Source organism: Chloroflexus sp., assembly GCF_056331925.1.
The window spans coordinates 12743-29203 of the sequence record NZ_JBWGQH010000028.1 but is presented as its reverse complement, the minus strand read 5'-3'; the positions used below and the strand labels follow the sequence as shown (position 1 = coordinate 29203).

The window sequence follows — 16461 nt, the reverse complement described above, 5'->3', positions numbered from 1 at the left end:
CTACGGCAGATCACCTTCGAGGCGGCGAAAGCTATTGACAAACCAACGCTGCACATCGCGGAACCGATCTTCGGCGCCGAAGAGGGTTTGATTGGCAAAATCAGGACTGGCAAAGGCTCGGCCTTGCACATTTGCACTACTGACGATGAGGTACTGCGGTTGGTAGAGGGTTATTGCCGGCGACAACTCCAGCCATCGGCGTTGAAACTCGTGGTAGAGTTCTGCCCGTGCAGCCAATTCTGGTTCCGATCGGGCTTGTTCGAGCAAGGTGTCGATCCGTCCATCGTTCAGACCGGCATAATTCAGACCACCCTTGGCTTGGCTAGAATGCCAGAGGCTGTACACGTCGGGATCAGGGCCGATGCGCGTCCACGTATGGATTGCTGCCATGAAATCGCCCTTGCGCAATCGTTCGACGAGGGTAGTACTCTCAACCGATTCAACCGTTACCTCTACCCCAATCGCATGCCATTGTTCAGCAATGGCCGTAGCAACTGCCAACCGTCGTTCATCTTGATCAACCAGCAAACGAAAGCTCAGGCGCTGGGCACCGCGCTGGCGGATTCCATCACTACCCGGCTCGAAGTCAAGTTCGGCCAGTCGTTCGGCTGCAACCGTCGGATCGGCAGGTACACGACGTATCGTCGGATCATCGGCCCATGTACCGGGCAAGAGCGGTGTATCAATCGGTTGGGCTAGTCCGTTGAGTACCGTCTCAATCAGAGCATCACGGTTGAGGCCGAGGGCCAGTGCTCGTCGCAGGGGAATCTCTTGAAATAAAGGTAGGCGCAGATTAAACGTTAGCGTCGTATATTCATCTATCGGTAAAACGATGCGGCGTTCTTCACCGGGTACATCAACAGTTTTGAGATTAGTTCCCCATCGCTCGGCAAAACCCATCACTTCACCCCGCAAGAGCGCAGCAACCGCTGCTTCGGGCGTAGCCATAAAGCGCAACTCAATCTGATCGAGGAATGGCCGCCCATTGTAATAAGTTGGGTTGGCAGTGAGGATGGCGGCATCAGCCCGCAATTCGGCCAAACGGAAGGGGCCACTCCCGATCAGTCGCCGAGCAAAGTCACCGGTTGGCCATTCGGAAGGCGCAATACCACGCAAGAGATGCGCCGGCAAGATCGGCATACGTGCCAATGCCGGAAAAGGTGCAAAAGGGCCGGATAGAATAAACCGCATTGTTCGATTATCTACCCGTTCGACGAGAGTTGTGCGCCAAAAATTGGCAAGTGCCGGCTCGCCGGGTGTCTCCAGCTCTTGCAAGGTGCGGACGGTAAAGATAACATCATTGGTGGTAATCGGCGTCCCATCGTGCCAGCGTAATCCCGAGCGTAGCGTAAAGGTGTACATCTCACCGGTTGCATCAACCGTATACCCTTCCGCAAGCGCCGGTTCAATCAACCCATCGATCCCAATGCGAGTGAGACCGTCGAAGAGCAGACTGATCAACACGCGACCGGTCGGATCGGTAATCGGATCGTTGAGCAGCGGGATCGGCATAATGGGCGAACCGACCACTGCCTCACGGTAGGTACCACCGATAGCTGGATTATCGGTTGAGGCACTCAGGGCAGCCAAACGCCCAAACAAACCGACGATAACGCTAATACCGAACAGGGCAATGGTAATTTGCCAACGGATACGGCGGGCCATAATCTAATCGAAGATCGGCAGACTCGTAATCAGCGCCAGCAGTAAAAAACTCACTCCCAGCGCAATCGTGGCTTGATACAACGTCTTCTCGACTCCACGCCGCGTATGGTAGATCGAGCTGGTATCACGGTTGATGCCACCGCCTCGCGACTGCAAAATCACCAGCACACTCATGACAGCGCTAATCACCAGAATAGCAATGTACAACGCAGTTTCCATCGTTATCTCGCTCCTTATGGGTCTACTGCATGATGCAGGCACAACAGTATACCACAGAGTGGCAGGTGACATGTCGCGCTCAAGTAGTTGGTTGCGTAATTGTTGCCGAGAGTCTACTGCTTCCTACCTGCATATAGGTAACAATTCGTGCTATGATTGCGACTGTGCAAGTTGTCACAGCTTTCATTCTCCGGTTGTAGCCTTGAAAAAAGGGAGGAGAGTATGCAGTTCCCTACATACATTAGGCACCATCGGCTCCGCGAGTGGATTAAAGAGATCGTCGAACTCTGTGAGCCGGCGCACATTCACTTCTGTGATGGAACGCAGGCCGAGTACGATATGCTCTGCAACCAGATGGTTGAAACAGGTACCTTCATCCGCCTCAATCCGAAGCTTCGCCCTAATAGTTTTCTTGCTCGCTCTGATCCTTCAGATGTTGCCCGTGTCGAAGATCGCACGTTTATTTGCAGCATCTCAAAGGATGATGCCGGTCCAACGAACAACTGGATGGCACCGAAAGAGATGAAAGAAATCTTGCTGAAGCTGTTCAAGGGCAGCATGCGTGGGCGGACAATGTATGTCATCCCGTTTAGTATGGGACCGCTTGGTTCACCAATTGCCCATATCGGTATCCAGTTGACCGACTCGCCTTACGTCGTCGTCAATATGCATATTATGACTCGTGTTTCGACCAAGATTTACGATGTCTTGGGCGAGAACGGTGACTACATTCCATGCCTACATAGCGTAGGGATGCCGCTTGAGGTGGGCCAGCCTGATGTACCGTGGCCGTGTAATCCAACCAAGTACATTGTTCACTTCCCTGAGGAGCGCTCGATTTGGAGTTTTGGATCCGGCTATGGAGGCAATGCACTGCTCGGAAAGAAGTGTTTTGCCTTACGGATTGCCTCGGTGATGGCTCGCCAAGAGGGTTGGCTGGCCGAACATATGTTGATCTTAGGGGTCAAGGAGCCAAGTGGGCGAAAGACGTATGTGGCTGCTGCGTTCCCCTCGGCGTGTGGTAAGACCAATTTCGCTATGTTAATCCCACCGAAGGAGTTCAAGCGGGCAGGGTGGGAAGTGACCACAGTTGGCGATGATATTGCATGGATCAAACCCGGCCCAGATGGCAAGCTCTATGCAATTAATCCTGAAGCCGGCTATTTCGGTGTGGCGCCGGGTACATCATACAAGACGAACCCTAATGCGATGGAGAGTTGCCGGGCCAATAGTATCTTTACCAACGTAGCCTTAACCGATGATGGTGATGTCTGGTGGGAAGGAATGACCGATGAGCCACCGGCCCATCTGATCGACTGGCAAGGTCGTGATTGGACGCCGGATTGTGGTCGGTTGGCCGCCCATCCTAATGCTCGTTTCACGGCCCCGGCTCGCCAAAACCCGGCTATCGATCCTGAGTGGGAAAATCCGAATGGCGTGCCGATTGAAGCCTTCATCTTCGGTGGGCGACGTAGTCGCACCGTTCCGCTGGTGTATCAGGCCTTCAACTGGACGTATGGCGTGTATCTGGCAGCGACGATGGGTTCGGAAACGACGGCTGCGGCTATGGGTCAGCAGGGAATTGTACGGCGCGATCCATTCGCCATGCTACCCTTCATTGGCTACCACATGGGTGATTACTTTAACCACTGGCTGAGCTTTGGGCGACGTTTGAAGAACCCCCCGCGCATCTTTGGCGTCAACTGGTTCCGCAAAGATGAAAACGGTAAGTTCATCTGGCCGGGTTTTGGTGAAAATTTACGGGTGTTGAAGTGGATTGTTGAGCGTGCTCATGGGCAAGCAGTCAGTGTTGAGACTCCCATTGGCTGGGTACCACGCTACGAAGATATCGATTGGCGTGGTCTTCAGTTTACCCCCGAACAGTTCGAGCAGGTAATGGAGTGTAATGTCGCTGAGTGGCAGCAAGAGGTGTTGCTCCACGAAGAGTTGTTCATCAAGCTCTACGACCGGCTGCCCAAAGAGCTTTTGTCGGTGCGCGATCTCATCCTGTCGAGCCTCTGGCGGATGCCGGAGAAGTGGGGAGCTACGCACGAATAGCTGTCGTCCACATATATGAAGCGAAGGGGGTGGTCGTAGCATGACCACCTTCGCTTTTTGACAAGATCGCTGACTCCGTGTACCATAAACCTATAAAGTTGCTTGTTTCCACTTTGAGGTTTCAAACTTCCCTCTGCGAATGTCTATTTCGGCATTCGCTTTGTTAGGCTTTGGCAAATTTTTGTATTGGACATAGGCTGTGGACTGGGAAGGAAGGATTGCCGTGCAAGCTTTATTGCGCCTTTCACGGATCATCGACACCTTCACTGAATGGGTTGGGCGCTTAGCGTACATTTTGGTGCCGATCGTGGTGGCTGTTGGGGTATGGAATGTTGCGAATCGCTATGTTGGTCGTGCAATAGGTCGTACTCTCGGATCTAACTTCTACATTGAAGCCCAATGGTATATCTTTTCGCTCATTTTCTTACTTGGTGCAGCCTATGCGTTGAAGCATAATGAGCATGTGCGGGTTGATGTGTTCTACAGTAATTTTTCCCCTAAGCGCAAGGCTCTTGTAAATTTGCTTGGCACTATCTTCTTTTTGATCCCATTTTGTGGGCTTCTCCTCTATTTTAGTTGGCCGTATGTTGAACAATCGTGGCGTATTCGCGAAAACTCATCTGATCCGGGTGGTTTACCACGTTATCTTATTAAGACCTTCCTATTGATCAGCCCTATGCTTCTGATTATCCAAGGTATATCAGAGGTAATCAAGTATTTCGCTGCGTATCGCGGGTTGCTTGACCCAAGCCAAGTTGAAGAAGAACACGAAACGCGATTGTAGTTTCTGGAGGATCCATGTACGATTGGCTCGGTCCCACGATGTTTCTTGGCGCACTGGTGATACTTGGTATCGGTTATCCGGTGGCCTTCTCGCTCGGTGCTACGGCGATCGTATTCGGTATTATCGGTGTATCTCTGGGTATTTTTGACCCGATTATTATTCGGGCGATGCCGTCGCGTATCTTTAACGTGATGTCGAATTATACCCTTCTCGCTATTCCCTACTTTATCTTTCTCGGCTCTATGCTCGAAAAATCCGGTTTGGCCGAAGATTTGCTCGATACGATGGGAGTGCTCTTCGGGCCAATTCGGGGTGGTTTGGCGATCTCAGTGGTGGTTGTCGGCGCATTGTTGGCCGCTACCACCGGCGTGGTGGCGGCAACAGTGGTGGCGATGGGCCTGATTTCGCTGCCGATCATGCTGCGCTACGGCTACAACAAAGAGCTGGCGTGCGGCGTGATCTGCGCTGCCGGTACCCTCGGCCAGATTATTCCGCCGTCGGTGGTGTTGGTGGTGCTCGGCGACCAGATCGGCGTCTCAGTGGGCCGCCTCTTCCTTGGTTCGCTAATCCCCGGCTTGTTGCTGTCGGCGGCGCTCGCCTTCTACTGCTGGGTCGTTGCGCTGCTGAAACCAGAAATGGCCCCGGCCCTGCCGTTGTCGGCCCGCTCGATGACCGGTGCGGCGCTGGCGAAGCGGGTAGTGCAGGTCATGATCCCGCCGCTGTTGCTGATCGTGGCTGTGCTTGGTTCGATCTTCTTTGGTATTGCCACTGCGACCGAGGCCGGTGCAGTGGGTGCGTTAGGGGCAACGTTGCTGGCGCTGGTAAATCGTCGTCTAACATGGAAGAATTTTATCGCAGTCTGCGATTCCACCATGCGTGCTACCACCATGGTGATTTTTATTCTCATCGGTTCAACCGCATTTGCTCTGGTCTTCCGTGCACTCAGTGGTGATAAGTTTGTCTTTGATCTGATGACCAATCTGCCTGGTGGTGCATGGGGTTTTTTGATCGTGAGCATGCTAATTGTCTTTTTCCTCGGTTTCTTTATCGATTTCTTTGAGATTTGCTTTATCGTCATCCCGCTTTTTGTACCGGTGGCGAAAACGTTGGGCTTCGATCTGGTTTGGTTTGGTGTACTGCTTGGTGCTAACTTGCAGACATCATTCCTCACACCGCCGTTTGGTTTCGCACTCTTCTATCTGCGTGGGGTAGCTCCACCTGGAGTCACGACCGCTGATATTTATCGTGGTGTAGTTCCGTTTATCGCGATTCAGTTGGCAATTGTCGTAATCTTAATCTTCTTTCCCCAGTTGGCGCTCTATCTGCCGGCTATCTCGTTTGGTCAGTAGGGTTGCTATCACGATTTCACTTCATTGCTCAACAAAAACCGGAAGGGGACGACACCCCCTCCGGTTTTGCCAATCTAGTACCAAGCACTGTTATTTACCGAGCAAACTGAGCAACAAAAAACCGGAAAGGATTACACCCCCTCCGGTTCGTTATGGAGAGATACAGCAGATTCTTACTGCTGTACTCTCCTGGCTAAGAATTAGTATGGGTTATTCTTAACGAACATATTGAACGGCAGCTCGTTGGTCTGGTGCCAGCGCTGAATCTTCTGGCGGAAAGTGTTCCAACCAGGGAAGATTTCCTTAAATGCCGCCGATTTGCCCTCGTACTCAGCAAACAGCTCAAAAGCTGCTTTCCGCGCTGCGCTGAGAATCTCGTCGCTGTATGGGCGCAATTTCTTGCCCTTCGCGACAATCCGTTCAAGGGCGTCATTGTTCAACGCATCGTATTTCGCGAGCATGTTCATATTCGATTCCCATGCCGCGACGCGAATGAAGTTCTGATACTCTTTCGGCAGCTTATTCCATGCATCGAGGTTAAACACTGCGTGGAGCGAAGGTCCTGGCTCCCACCAACCAGGAGTGTAGTAGTATTCAGTAGCATCGGGTAGGCCCAACTTTTCGTCATCATACGGACCAACCCACTCGGCAGCGTCGATTGCCCCGGTCGAAAGGGCTTGGAAAATCTCACCACCGGGCAAGGTCTGCGTGACCACGCCAATGCGCCCCATGACTTGTGCGCCGAGACCGGGGATACGCATCTTGAGGCCTTGCAAATCGGCGACAGTGTTAATCTCGCGGCGGAACCAGCCACCCATTTGTGTGCCGGTGTTGCCGGCGGCAAAGCAGATCACACCGAAGTTCTCACCCAACTTATTGATCGCCTGCTCACCGCCACCGTGGTAGAGCCAAGCGTTCTGTTGTTGCGCCGTCAAACCAAAGGGTAGTGAGGTAGCAAAAGCCCACGCCGGATCAAGACCGACGTAGTAGTACAGTGCAGTGTGACCTGCTTCGACGGTGGCTTGCGACACGTTCTGCAACACTTCAAGACCGGGGAAGAGTTCGCCGGCGGGGAAGGTTGTGATCTTGAACATGCCGTTGGACAGCTCGGCCACTCGCTCGGCCAGCACCGTCGCACCGCCGTAGATGGTGTCGAGCGAGATCGGCCAGCTTGTACCCATGCGCCACTCGATGGCCGGCATCGACGAACCTTGGGCCGGGGCTTGGGCAGTCGGAGCGGCTGTCGTTGCTGCGGCGGTTGGTGCTTCGCCACCGGCAGTGGTCGGCTGAGCCGGGGCAGCAGTGGGTGGATTGGTAACAGCCGGAGGCTGACCACAAGCAGCCAAGGTTAGACCAAGACCGCCAAAAATGCCTGCGGCGGCGCCACGAAGAAACTCTCGTCGTTTCATGCTGTGCTCCTAGGCAATCTGTGAATTAGAGATCAGTACTCTTAATTATACCTGATCTGATAAAATTGCGCAAACGTTGCTTTTATGGCAGATAAAACGATTACTCGATCGGTAGTTTCATTGTTTTCGTTGTTATGTTAAAGGAAGACAAGTACTATTGCGAGTGTGACAATGCTGGCAAGATTCGAGAAGAGTACGGTGGCAGTAACAAATTCGGGTAAGAGATCGTTTTCCATTGCAATAATGCTGACTAATACCGCAGTCGGCATACTGGCTTGCAAGATGCCAACGTTGCGTTCGAGTTGTGGCAGGGCAAACCACTCGACGATCCCAAATGCTAACGCCGGACCGCTAATTAGCCGAATTGCGCTGGCAACGAAGAGATCAGCGTTGAGGCGAGGAATACCGGCAGCAGCGAGTTGTGCGCCCAAGACGATCAACATCGTAGGAATGAGCGCGCCTGACAGGAGTTCGAGCGGGCGCATAACAACCGGTGGGAGCGTTATCTCGAACCAGTTGAAAAGTAGAGCCGGTGGTAATGCCAGCAATGCCGGTGTGCGAAAGACTTGAATGACCATACCGACGCTGAAGCCACGGCTGAAGTTGGCTGCGCCTACGCAGACGATGAACGCAAGCACAAGATTGGCTAAGAAGTAGACCGTCGCAACACCTAATGCCCCTGGCCCTTCGGCAAACTGAATGATCGGTAGGCCAAAATTGCCAACATTGCCGAATGCAGCCAGCATAACGTATGCTGCGGTCATTGCCGGACCGCGCTTCAAGAGACGGGCGATGAGCAAGGCGACCAGGATCGAACCGAGGTACACCACCGTGATGAAGCCGATCATACGCCCGGCCAGACCAGCTTCAATTTGGGTCTGGCTAAGTACGTAAAACACAAATGCCGGGGTGAGGATAAAATAGGCGAACCGTGATAGCGTTCGTGCTTCTAGTTGTAGCCGTGGGCCGGTCAGGTAACCGAGCAAGACGAGTAAAAAGACAGGGGCAAGGACGTTGAGAAAAATGCCGGGTAGTTGGTTCATACGGGTTGTGTCTTCTTTACAGACCCACTATCATGTGGTCAAAGCAAGGGAAGTCGGGATCCTTATTCGTAATAATACCATTCTTTGCTTGCCCGTCATTCAGGGCTGTGCTACAATACCGCTACCCTAGCTGATAGGAAGTGGCAGGGCGGCAGCAGACGCTGGCAGTTAAGGAGCGTTTTTATGGCCGACTTTTCCGGTCGCAATCCGGCAATCATTCTGGTCGAAGATGAGCCTGATATTCTCATTATTTTGCATCGCTTGATGCGTGATTTGACCGGGGGGTACGATATTATTACCGTGAATAGCGGAGCTGATGCGCTAGCCCAAATAGCGCTGCGTCGGGTGCCGTTGGTGATTACCGACTACAATATGCCCGGCATGAATGGCTTGCAGTTGGCCGCCGCTGTGAAAGAGACGTCACCTGATACGAGCGTAGTCATGATCACTGCCTACGCAACCCCCGAACTCGAGAAACGCGCTCGTGAACAGCGGGTTGACTACTATTTACCCAAGCCATTCTCACTCGACCGCCTTGAACAAATTATCCGCGACGTCCTCCAGCAGTAGCCCCCTGAAAGCTGGTTGGAACACGGTTGGCTCTTCGCCAGTTTCTCCCTCTCAGATATGACACCGGTTACACGGCAACAGCTTCTTGGTGTCATGTTGTTACTCTTACTGCCAGTTCTGAGGGGGGCTAATCTTTTTCCCCCAAAGTCAGCGAAACATCAGATCATTTTCATTCCTTTAACCACTGCTTTCCGGTACGATACAATCGCCTATTGCTGTAGATTGCATCGTTACGGGAGGCATCAGATGTCTGATTTGCTGTCGTTGCTACCGACGATCCTGCTGTTTGTCATGATCGTGCTGACGCTCGTTCTCTTACCGTTGCTTGAGGACGAGAGTTCGTCGGCTACCGAACGTCAGCCGACCGATCGCATCCGATTGCCACGCCGACCGCGCTGAGACGGTTACGAGCGCTCTGCACGATGGAGCGTTCGCGCTAGAGTGAGCGCTTCTTCGAGATTGTGAATTTCACCAGCCTGTTGTGCCTCATGAATCAATCGCAGCAATCGGCCCACTTCCGGCCCCGGTCCGATCCCCAAGCTTGTCATCAGCTCGTCGCCACGTAGCAGGGGTGGTGGCGGTGGCGTTGGAGCATTCCAATAACGGTCTAGCAGCGCGCCAACCCACGCAAGATGGTCGTGCCATGCGCTCGGATCAAGCCATGGGCCGCGGGTCGCTAAATGATCGGCTAGTTCATGTAACAACACATCCGGACCGGCATCGCCGGTATCGCGAAAGAAGCGGTTGATCCCGCGTTCGGTCAGTTGCCCACCGCTCCGCATCTGCCCCGGTCGCATGTGTTCACGGACAATCGTCACGATATAGACGGTGTCGGTGCGACTGAGGCGGAGTCGCTTACCGATCTGAGCAGCCGTTTCGGCGCCTAGGCTTTGGTGGCCGTAGAAGGTAACCGTACCGTCAGGGTGATGAACCTTTGTCTGCGGTTTGGCGTTGTCGTGAAGTAGGGCCGCGAGTTTGAGTAGCGCTGCCCGTCGTACTATTCCTCGCCGCTGGTGAAGGTGCTCGTGATACCGCTCGGCAAAGGGTAACCGACGGCTTAGGTGCGGGTTGGTTTGTACTGCGATCGGTGACTCACCATTGTCGATCAGCCAATCAAGGGCAGCCACCGTTTCCAAGACGTGCGCCAATACCGGGAGAAAATGCACATACGGTTGTTCACAGTCGCGCGCTGCTTCGAGTTCGGGGAAGATGACGGTAAGCGCCCTGACTTCGTCGAGGAAGCGTAAGCCGGCTGCTGCTGCCGAACCATCACACAATTTAAGTATCTCGTCGCGAATCCGTTCTACAGCTACCGTATCGAGCGCATGTGCTGCCTGTCGCGCCATCGTGATGAGCTCGGAATCGGGTGTGAGATGGTAGGTAGACCGAAAACGTCCGGCTCGCACGATACGTAATGGATCTTCGTGCAAACCGGTTAGCAGACAGAGACGCAAACGACCGGCCGCCAGATCGGCTTGTCCGCCAAGCGGATCGATGAGATCATGCCAGTCACCTCGAATGGCTGCCGCTAGCGGGAGCGCCAACGCATTGATCGTAAAGTCGCGTAGGTGGAGATCACTCATGATGTCGACTGCACGCAATCTTGCACAATCGATAGTCACCCCACCGGGTAATACGGCCCGACCGGTGTCACGCTCGTCGTCGAGAACAACGAAAGTCCCACCCCCGGCTGTCGCTAACGTTTTCGCCAAGCCCAGCCCGCTCCCGGCGACGGCAAGATCAATATCGGCTGGCTGGCGGCCGGCCAGCAATTCGCGCACCGAACCGCCTACCAGCCACACCGGTTGGTCACTGTGCATGGCGATGAACTGGAAGAGATCGGTTGTTGGCAGTTCGCTCGGATACATCGCTGTATGAGTTCCCGTTTTAGCCATCTGCTGTCAATACTAACACATCAGCAGTATACCGCTCGACAGCTGCTCGGCTCCATACCAGCGGATGATACGCACCGACACGCCAAGCATCGGTCATATCGGCATAGTGTGAACTGGCCGGATGACCACTCTGACCGGCGGGTAAGATTGCCCGTGCGTTGTCCCAATCACTTAGATCAAAAATAAAGCGTAGGGACGGGGCATTGTAGATGGTCATTCCGGCAATATCGCGCGGAATATAGCAGTGATTAACCGTATCAATATCGCCGCCCATTGGCCACGGCCCCCGGTTGAACAGTGGTGTGAGCGCCGGAATGCTACCGAGCGGGTGTCGTAACGTAAGTGTATGGAACCGTCCGTACTGCCAGCGCGTCGGATCGGGACCGAGGCGTGCGCTAAGTTCGGCGATGGCTTGTGATAATGCAGCCCGTAGCACACCGCCCCAACTACGCCCACCACTAAGCCAGTCATCAACCTGATCGAGAGGACGTTCAGCCATTCGGGCTAATATCATCGGTAAGGCACATTCGAGATAGAGATTTGCCGGTAATACGCTAAACGATCCTAGTGCAACCGGCCGTTTAAATAGATCGGCTAATTCCTGGTAGACGATGCGCAAAAGACGGTAGCGAAGTTCGTCATAGATGGCCCCACCAATACTATCAGCCCGCAGTTGCCCGTCCCACGTGACGAACAGATCACGCACGCGCTGCTCGATGCTTGTTTCCAGTTGGAGCCGAGCCACTTGTTCGACCAGCGCTTTACCAGGGAGCGATAGTACATCATTCTGAATACGAGCAAAGCTGCGCACATCGTGTTGTTTGGTCTCGTCGAGCAGGGCTTGAATACGCTGAGCACGGTATGGGTTCAGCCAAAAGCCCTGAATAGGGGCGTTGCGTGATGTGCTCGGTGCGATTCGATGATTGGCACTCACAATCGTACCGTTCGCCGGATCGAGTTGGCTCGGTAATTCGTCAAACGGGATCATACCTTCCCATTCATACTCGCCATTCCAACCCGGGACCGGCAGCATCCCATCGCCTTGTCGTCGAAGGGGTAGTCGTCCGGCCAGACAATACCCGATGTGGCCTTCAATGTCGGCGTAGACGAAGTTTTGTGGTGGGGTGTCCCAATCGGTTAAAGCAGCACGAAACTCCGTCCAATTACGGGCCCGGTTGAGTTTTAGAACAGCGCGAGTCAGCGTTGGTGAGGGATCGAGGGCGGTCCAACGTAAAGCCAGCGCGGTTTGAGCCGATTCGTCGGTAGATTGGCTGTGGAGTTCCCCGGCAACCGGATCGATAATGGGGCCGTGATGGGTAATGCGAACATCGATCACCACCGGTTCAGTTTGACCTTTGACCTTAATCGTTTCCCGGACGACATCGGCAGTTCGCCATTCATCACGCCACCGGTACCGTCGGGGGTCGGCGGGGTCGAATTGTTCGATAAACAGGTCTTGGTTGTCGGTACGCGCATTGGTTATGCCCCATGCGATACGTTGGTTGTGACCGATCACGACACCGCAGGTAGCCGGAATAGTGGCGCCGGTGACGTGAAAATCGCCACCCTCCAGATGGACGTGGTACCAGAGGTTGGGGATGGCAACGTTCAGGTGGGGATCATTTGCCAGGAGTGGACGGCCGCTGGTTGTGCGCGTACCGCTTACCACCCATGCGTTTGAACCTTGGGGCGTTTCGGTTTCACCGGTAAAGAGTGAGGCATCACCGGCCAGTTGCAGTGCCCCTGTACCGAGATCGGGGGTATAGTGAGCCTCTGCCGGCACGGTGAGTGGCCCGTCTTCAGGATAGCGCGGACGGAGGGTGACTGCCCGCTTGGCTCCGACGACGGCCACGATCTGGGCCTGCAGCAGCTCTTGCATCCAATTGGTTGAGAGATTCAGGGCCATCATCTTTGGCCACACGAGTAAATCGACCAATTCCCACGGTTGAGGTTGGAATCCGAGAATAGTAAACTCAAGTGGTAACCGATGACTAACCTGCTCGATGCAGGCATTAACGCCGCGGATGTATGCACTCATAAGCGTTGCCGTTTCATCGTCAAGCAACGCAACTTCTCGATGTGCGATCCGGCTAAAGCCGAGTGTACGAATGAAGCGGTCAGAATCAATAGCTATCGAACCAACGATTTCGGCCAACCGACCATGGCCGATCCGGCGGTGCAGTTCCATTTGCCAGAGGCGGTCTTGGGCATGTACATAACCGAGCGCACAGAATAGATCTTCGTTGTGTTCGGCGTAAATGTGGGGAATACCCCACCGGTCACGACGTATTTCCACCGCTGCCCGTAATCCAGGTAGGCTCACACGACCACTCGTGCGGGGTAAAGGTCGGCGTAGGGCTGCCACAGCACCAACACCGGCCAGCGCTGCTACGGCGCCAACGGTAATGCCAATGGCCCGTCCGATGCGAGAGGGGTTGAATGTCACACTCCACCTCCGTTCGTGTCTATGCAGGTACATACCTGTATTGTCAAACGCGAATGCTATTGTGTCAACCGTAATGTTGACAGTGGGGCACTGATAGCGTATCTTTCAAAACGATGGATGAACATTCTTAGGCAAAGTGAACACCATGACCCTCACCGTACCGCCAGAATTGCACCATGATTTGCTGTTGGTCGAGTACTTGCTCCATGAACGGACTCGTGCGCGTGCGACCGTTATCTCGATGGTGAATCCTCATCTGATCGCCAACCCAACCGATCGTTTGCGGGCGTTGCTCGTCCTGGCAGTTGCCCGTCTCGGTGGTGCTACCGGTGAGTATGTTGCCCATGCTGCGGCGGCGGTGGAGCTGATTGAAGCTGCCACTCGTGCCCACAACGATTTAATCGACGAACAAGCACGTCGTCTTGGTCGGGTGAAGAATGGTGCATGGGATCACGGTGTGGCATTGATGGTGGGCGACTATCTGTTTGCACTGGCATCCGGAGAGATGGCGCTTAGTCCTGATCCACGCATCATTGGTCTCTATTCACACGCAGTGATGCAGATCTGCGAAGGGCAGCTTACGACGGTGACCAATCTGATACCACATGAAACGGCGTTAGCAACCTATTGGCAACGCGCTGAGGCATTGGCCGGTGCGCTTCCCGCTGCCGCAGCACAGGCCGGTATTCTGTGTAGCAACCTCCCTGATACATTCCTGGCGCCGGCCGCCCGACTGGGCAAGCATCTTGGTTTAGCCCGGCAACTGGCCGCCGAAATTCGCGATCTCGAATCTCAGGGCAGCTTCATCCAAAGTGGTCAAGCGCCATTGGCGCTCATCTTGGCAGCCGGTGCAGCACCACCAGACGAAATTCAAGCGGTGTTTGCCCATCCTACGCCTGAAACGGTCGCTGCAGCCTTACCTATTATTCGCACCCATGGTTTACCATTGGCCCGTGAGTCATTGGCAGCGCAACAACGTGCCGCCCACCAAGCCCTGAGCGAATTGCCGGTCGGTAGTACGACCCCGTGGTTGGCTACCCTCATCGAGCAGAGCGGTGAATAAGCTCATTCCTATGCGTATGTTATAATGCGACGGCTATACGAACATTACCGCCTTCGATCCGGCAGGAGAGATTATGTACCGTTCACATACTTGTGGTGAGTTGCGCCCCGCTCACGCCGGCCAAGAGGTGACTCTGGCCGGCTGGGTACATCGCCGGCGCGATCATGGCGATCTGATATTCATCGATTTGCGCGACCGCTATGGGATTACGCAAGTGGTCTTTAATAGCGCCAATGCTGCTGCCCACGCAGTCGCCGAAACAGTGCGCTCGGAGTACGTGTTGCAGGTGCGAGGAAAGGTGCGGATTCGCCCTGCCGAAGCGGTTAATCCCGAAATTGCTACCGGCGAGATTGAAGTAGACGCATTTGCGGCGCAGGTGTTGAATCCGGCACGGACACCACCCATTTATATTGCGAAAGAGGCTGGTGAAGATGAATCGGTGCGCTTGAAGTATCGCTATCTCGATCTCCGCCGTGAACGGATGCAGCGTAACTTGATCTTACGCCATCGCGTGGTCAAGTTTATTCGCGATTTTCTCGATGCCGAGGGTTTTATCGAGATCGAAACACCGATTTTGATCAAATCAACCCCTGAAGGTGCGCGTGACTATTTAGTGCCGTCACGGTTGCATCCGGGTAAGTTCTACGCCTTGCCACAAAGTCCACAGCAACTCAAGCAGTTGCTGATGGTTGCCGGCTACGATAAATACTTTCAGATTGCCCGCTGTTTTCGTGATGAAGATCAACGAGCCGACCGCCAGCCCGAATTTACCCAACTTGATATGGAGATGAGCTTTGTCGATCAAGAGGATGTCATCAATCTGATCGAACGGCTCTTCACCGAATTGTGCCGGACTGTGACACCGCATAAACGCTTGCTTACGCCGTTTCGCCGTCTGACATATGCGGAAGCGATAGAACGCTACGGTTCGGATAAACCCGATTTACGGTACGATCTCAAACTTGTCAATCTAAGTGATGTGTTAGCTGAGACCCCATTTCAAGTCTTCCGCAGTGTCTTGGCCGCGGGTGGTCAGGTGAAGGGAATTCGGGCGCCGGGGTGTGGTCACTTCTCGCGTAAGCAGATCGATGAATTGACCGAGGTGGCACGGTCTGGGGGAGCAAAAGGGTTGGCATGGGCGGTGGTGCCTACCGATGGTGGTGACGTGCGGTCGAGTTTTGCGAAGAATCTTGCACCCGGCGAGTTTGACGCACTGGCACAACGGATGGGGGCACAACCGGGCGATTTACTGTTGATCGTTGCCGATCAGCCGGCGGTTGTGGCGGCCTCGCTTGATAAACTGCGCCGAAAACTGGCCGAATTGCTCCAATTGGCCGATCCCGATACCCTCTGCTTTGCGTGGGTCGTTGATTTTCCGCTGGTTGAGTGGAATGAAGAGGAGCAGCGTTGGGATGCCGTTCATCATCCCTTCACGTCCCCCAAAGACGAAGACCTTCACCTGCTGGCGACCGATCCCGGTAAGGTACGGGCCAAGGCTTACGATCTGATTCTCAATGGGTATGAAGCCGGTGGTGGTAGTATTCGTATCCATCGGCGTGATGTACAGCAACAGGTCTTCTCTTTGCTCGGAATCAGTGAGGAAAAGGCCCAAGCTCAATTTGGTCATATGCTCGAAGCCTTTGAGTATGGCGCACCGCCCCACGGTGGAATTGCGCCCGGCATCGATCGGTTGGTGATGATCTTGGCCGATGAACCGACGATTCGCGAAGTGATGGCCTTCCCCAAGACGCAACAAGCGGTCGATCTCATGACAAATGCGCCATCACCGGTTGATGAACGGCAATTGAAAGAACTCCATATTCGGATCGTTGAGGATTAACGGCAACCATAATTGACCTAAAATTGGTACTACTAACCCGGCGACAATCACGAGCAAAACCGGTATACTATACTATGCACGACGTCCATGCCGCCGCCGCGCCCATACTGGCGCGGCGTG

General features: G+C 54.2%; 13 protein-coding genes. 7 read left to right on the top strand and 6 right to left on the bottom strand.

Features of this window, described 5'->3' with window-relative positions; translation table 11 throughout:
• Entirely contained in the window at nt 1-1665 is a 1665-nt protein-coding gene (locus AC01ZF_RS14095; protein WP_424675214.1) for a peptide ABC transporter substrate-binding protein, read from the bottom strand.
• Nucleotides 1666-1668: 3 nt separating this feature from the next.
• Complete coding sequence (gene secG / locus AC01ZF_RS14090) at nt 1669-1884, bottom strand: preprotein translocase subunit SecG (protein ID WP_424675213.1); 216 nt, start codon at nt 1882-1884, stop codon at nt 1669-1671.
• 222 nt (nt 1885-2106) lie between these two features.
• On the opposite strand from secG, the gene AC01ZF_RS14085 reads away from it, so the two are divergent.
• From AC01ZF_RS14085 to AC01ZF_RS14075, 3 genes are all read left to right on the top strand, one after another.
• Nucleotides 2107-3942 carry a phosphoenolpyruvate carboxykinase (GTP) gene (locus AC01ZF_RS14085; RefSeq protein ID WP_424675212.1) on the top strand — a complete coding sequence of 612 codons (1836 nt, stop codon included), beginning with the start codon at nt 2107-2109 and terminating at the stop codon, nt 3940-3942.
• A 223-nt stretch (nt 3943-4165) separates the two neighbouring features.
• Entirely contained in the window at nt 4166-4726 is a 561-nt protein-coding gene (locus AC01ZF_RS14080; RefSeq protein ID WP_424675211.1) for a TRAP transporter small permease subunit, read from the top strand.
• Nucleotides 4727-4740: 14 nt separating this feature from the next.
• Nucleotides 4741-6075, top strand: a complete 1335-nt coding sequence (locus AC01ZF_RS14075; protein ID WP_424675210.1) for a TRAP transporter large permease — start codon at nt 4741-4743, stop codon at nt 6073-6075.
• 200 nt (nt 6076-6275) lie between these two features.
• Here the strand turns inward: AC01ZF_RS14075 and AC01ZF_RS14070 are convergent, their stop codons facing one another.
• Both AC01ZF_RS14070 and AC01ZF_RS14065 read right to left on the bottom strand, forming a co-directional pair.
• The gene (locus AC01ZF_RS14070; RefSeq protein ID WP_424675209.1) at nt 6276-7484 is read right to left on the bottom strand and encodes a TRAP transporter substrate-binding protein; all 1209 of its coding nucleotides are present in this window, start codon (nt 7482-7484) and stop codon (nt 6276-6278) included.
• Nucleotides 7485-7621: 137 nt separating this feature from the next.
• A complete protein-coding gene (locus AC01ZF_RS14065; protein ID WP_424675208.1) occupies nt 7622-8527 on the bottom strand; it encodes an AEC family transporter in 906 nt (301 codons plus the stop codon).
• A 183-nt stretch (nt 8528-8710) separates the two neighbouring features.
• Between AC01ZF_RS14065 and AC01ZF_RS14060 the strand changes: the two genes are divergently transcribed.
• Both AC01ZF_RS14060 and AC01ZF_RS14055 read left to right on the top strand, forming a co-directional pair.
• Complete coding sequence (locus AC01ZF_RS14060; RefSeq protein ID WP_015941775.1) at nt 8711-9097, top strand: response regulator; 387 nt, start codon at nt 8711-8713, stop codon at nt 9095-9097.
• A gap of 246 nt (nt 9098-9343) precedes the next feature.
• Entirely contained in the window at nt 9344-9496 is a 153-nt protein-coding gene (locus AC01ZF_RS14055) for a hypothetical protein (RefSeq protein WP_424675207.1), read from the top strand.
• 5 nt (nt 9497-9501) lie between these two features.
• Here AC01ZF_RS14055 and AC01ZF_RS14050 read toward each other — a convergent pair whose 3' ends face one another.
• Both AC01ZF_RS14050 and AC01ZF_RS14045 read right to left on the bottom strand, forming a co-directional pair.
• Nucleotides 9502-10965: a tRNA nucleotidyltransferase/poly(A) polymerase-related protein gene (locus AC01ZF_RS14050; RefSeq protein WP_476575443.1), complete on the bottom strand. Its 1464-nt coding sequence runs from the start codon at nt 10963-10965 to the stop codon at nt 9502-9504.
• A 19-nt stretch (nt 10966-10984) separates the two neighbouring features.
• Nucleotides 10985-13438, bottom strand: coding sequence for a penicillin acylase family protein (locus AC01ZF_RS14045; RefSeq protein WP_424675205.1), 2454 nt, complete (start codon nt 13436-13438; stop codon nt 10985-10987).
• A gap of 145 nt (nt 13439-13583) precedes the next feature.
• Here AC01ZF_RS14045 and AC01ZF_RS14040 point away from each other — a divergent pair, with 145 nt between their 5' ends.
• Nucleotides 13584-14501 carry a polyprenyl synthetase family protein gene (locus AC01ZF_RS14040; RefSeq protein ID WP_424675204.1) on the top strand — a complete coding sequence of 306 codons (918 nt, stop codon included), beginning with the start codon at nt 13584-13586 and terminating at the stop codon, nt 14499-14501.
• Nucleotides 14502-14574: 73 nt separating this feature from the next.
• Nucleotides 14575-16341, top strand: coding sequence for an aspartate--tRNA ligase (gene aspS, locus AC01ZF_RS14035; protein ID WP_424675203.1), 1767 nt, complete (start codon nt 14575-14577; stop codon nt 16339-16341).
• The last annotated feature ends 120 nt before the right edge of the window (nt 16342-16461 follow it).